A 2,766-nucleotide genomic window follows, 5' to 3' on the forward strand; every position below is an offset into this window, starting at 1 on the left:
ACGGTGACCTGGGAGTCGGGGCGCTGCGCGAGGGTCTGATGTACGAAGTTCGCGCCGATGAACCCGGCCCCACCCGTGACGAGAATTCTCATGAACAGGCACTTTACCGGCGGAGGCTCGTGCGGGCCGTTCTTGTCGGGTCCACTGGCCATCCCAGCGGGGGTGCTGCGCTGCACGGAATGCTCCACTCGACGCCCCAGCTGTGGGGATCCCGGCGATGAGACCTTCGAGTGGAGCAGTAGTTGCACCGCGTCCGGAGGTCGACCCATCATGTCGGGCGCGCGTGCTAGCTTCTGTTCGACTTCGGGGGGAGTGACGATGCGTCTTCGATACATACTGCTGCGTCTCGCGGCATCAGTAGCGGTGCTGTTCGGAATGATGTGGGCAATCCCGCACTGTGCGCCGCCTGTGCCGGAACCGTACGAGGGGGTACAGGCCCTTCCTCCGGTGTCGCCGGAACCCACGGGCTCGACCACGCCCCCACCACCCCTGCCGCCGGGGTTTCCGTCCATGAACCGGCCGCCACCGAAAGTCGAGGTGCCCGACGGCCAGCCGCAGCCCATCGCCACCAAATTCGGCTGGACCTACGAAATACCGGCGGACTGGGAAAACTGGAATGACGGATTCTCGGAGTGGGTCGGCGAGGACGGATCGACCGCAACGTACGGGGCAATGGGCCTCCACGGTCGATTCGATTGCGAGGGGGGTGAGTTCGAGTCTTCGGCGATCAGCGGAATGACCGGTCGACGTGCCGGAGACTTGACGGTCCTCGCCTATCGAGAAGCGCAGAAAGCGTCGATGATCTTCACCAACCAAGACGGGTCACTGGCACCCACTGTTCAGATCAGCGACCCCGAGTATCTACAGGTCGACGGAGTCCCGGCTGTCCGCTACACAGCCCTGGTGGAAGACGTACCGGATTCGCCGTACTGCCCTCCTCCCCGCGCCACATTCGACGTTGTCACCACTACCGGTTTCGCCACGGCAGAGGTCGCGGTCTTCGTCGTGCTCGCCGACCGTGATGTCGAGAACGCACTCTCCGATGAGGACGTCGACGGCCTCGTCTCGTCACTGAGAAGGACCGAGACGCAATGACCGAACCGCTGATCGCCAGATCCTCGGAAATAGCCGGCTTCGGAAATCTTCTCGATCGCATCGGCGGCGACACTCTGGCCAGTCATCGTTATCTGCTCGATCATGCAGGCCTGAGCGAGAACGTGATTGGGCAGATTCTGCAGCGACTCCAGCCGTATCTCGCACGCTTTCAGGAGATGACACGCACTCGGCAGGTTCACCTGTCCGCCAACTGCGGGGAAATGGGTGCAGAACTCAACAGGGCGGCATGGCTGTATGCCGATCAGGATCAGCGAAACTATGACCTGCTGAACGCTCACACAAGCGCGCTGCCACTACCGGGCATCGATCGTGGCAGCTCGGATCGTGCCGCGGTCGGCCACGTGGACGAATTCGACGGGGCGGCCGATTACGGACGGCCCCACGGGATCGACTATCCCGCGCCGAATCCCGTCGTCGACGACGTCCGAGAGTTTCTCGACGATGCCGCGGAGATCGTGTGGCCGAACGAATGGCCGACTCCGATCGCCGAGACCGGAACTTCGCCTTACCGAATTCAGTGGGAGTGATCGACCGCTGGAACTGTCAGGAGCCTCGGACAGTGCGCCCGGCGAAAGCCGCCAAACGCTCGTACGCGTTTGCGCTGTCGGGTGCCGGTTGCTCAGGATCGAAGGCACCGCCCCGCCGTTCGTCGGTCATGTTGGCCGACATGAACACCATCCCCTCCTCCGCCACCGTCTGGTCGAGGTCGTCCGTGCCGCGCCCGAGTGCGGTCGCGAGATCCCACGCGTGCACCGAGAGTTCCGCAGCGACCATGCCGAGCGGCAACGGTGAACCTGCATCGATCTCGGCCAGCAGTTCGCGAGTCCGCTCCGTCCACAGCGGAATCGGATCCGACGACGGTTCGGGCGACGCCGCCCAATCGATCTCGCCACCTCGAGCCATGGTCACCAAGTTGGCCGCGGTGTTCACCAGGTGGTCCGTCAGCTCGGCGACGGTCCATTCTGTGCAGGGCGTGGCCGATGCGCGGTCGACTTCGGTGACTGTGGAGAGCAGAGCGGTGACCTGGCTGATACCGGTTTCGATCTGGGTGCGGCTCGTCACGATCGTTGTCCTCGGTTCTCTCGGAGGGCTGGGTATGCGGCGAGCGTAGGTGCACCTCGGAGCTCATGCAGCGGAACGGGGCAGGCACAACCGCGCGGTCGACCGGGGGGTCTGGAAGACTGCGGGTTCATGCGGGGAATCATTCTGGCGGGCGGTACGGGCTCGCGTCTTCATCCGATCACGATGGGCGTCAGCAAGCAGCTGGTCCCGGTCTACGACAAACCGATGATCTACTACCCGCTTTCGACACTGATCCTGGCCGGGATCCGCGAGATCCTCATCATCACCACACCCCAGGACGCCGACCAGTTCACCCGCCTCCTCGGCGACGGCTCCCAGTTCGGCATCGAACTGACCTACAAGGTCCAACACGAGCCCAACGGCCTCGCCCAAGCCTTCGTCCTCGGAGCCGAGCACATCGGCACCGACTCCGCAGCTCTGGTGTTGGGCGACAACATCTTCTACGGCCCCGGCCTGGGCACCCAACTGTCGCGCTTCGATCACATCGACGGCGGAGCCGTCTTCGCCTACGAGGTCTCCGACCCCACCGCCTACGGCGTCATCGAATTCGACGACAACCGCAAAGCG

General features: G+C 64.0%; 4 protein-coding genes. 3 read left to right on the forward strand and 1 reads right to left on the reverse strand.

What is annotated here, in order from left to right:
• The first annotated feature begins 318 nt into the window (after positions 1-318).
• Positions 319-1,095 (forward strand): hypothetical protein, encoded by a 777-nt coding sequence (locus CH271_RS19565; RefSeq protein ID WP_143546081.1) that lies wholly within the window; start codon positions 319-321, stop codon positions 1,093-1,095.
• Positions 1,092-1,643, forward strand: a complete 552-nt coding sequence (locus CH271_RS19570; RefSeq protein WP_094634680.1) for a hypothetical protein — start codon at positions 1,092-1,094, stop codon at positions 1,641-1,643. Before CH271_RS19565 ends, CH271_RS19570 begins: the two co-directional genes overlap by 4 nt.
• A 16-nt stretch (positions 1,644-1,659) precedes the next feature.
• On the opposite strand, the gene CH271_RS19575 is transcribed toward CH271_RS19570, so the two are convergent.
• Positions 1,660-2,178 (reverse strand): maleylpyruvate isomerase family mycothiol-dependent enzyme, encoded by a 519-nt coding sequence (locus CH271_RS19575; RefSeq protein ID WP_170945859.1) that lies wholly within the window; start codon positions 2,176-2,178, stop codon positions 1,660-1,662.
• Positions 2,179-2,307: 129 nt separating this feature from the next.
• On the opposite strand from CH271_RS19575, the gene CH271_RS19580 reads away from it, so the two are divergent.
• Positions 2,308-2,766, forward strand: a 459-nt coding sequence (locus tag CH271_RS19580) for a sugar nucleotidyltransferase (RefSeq protein ID WP_179277872.1), incomplete at its 3' end; no start/stop codon positions are given.

The organism is Rhodococcus sp. 05-340-2 (genome assembly GCF_002258915.1).
In the GTDB taxonomy this organism is placed as follows: domain Bacteria; phylum Actinomycetota; class Actinomycetes; order Mycobacteriales; family Mycobacteriaceae; genus Rhodococcoides.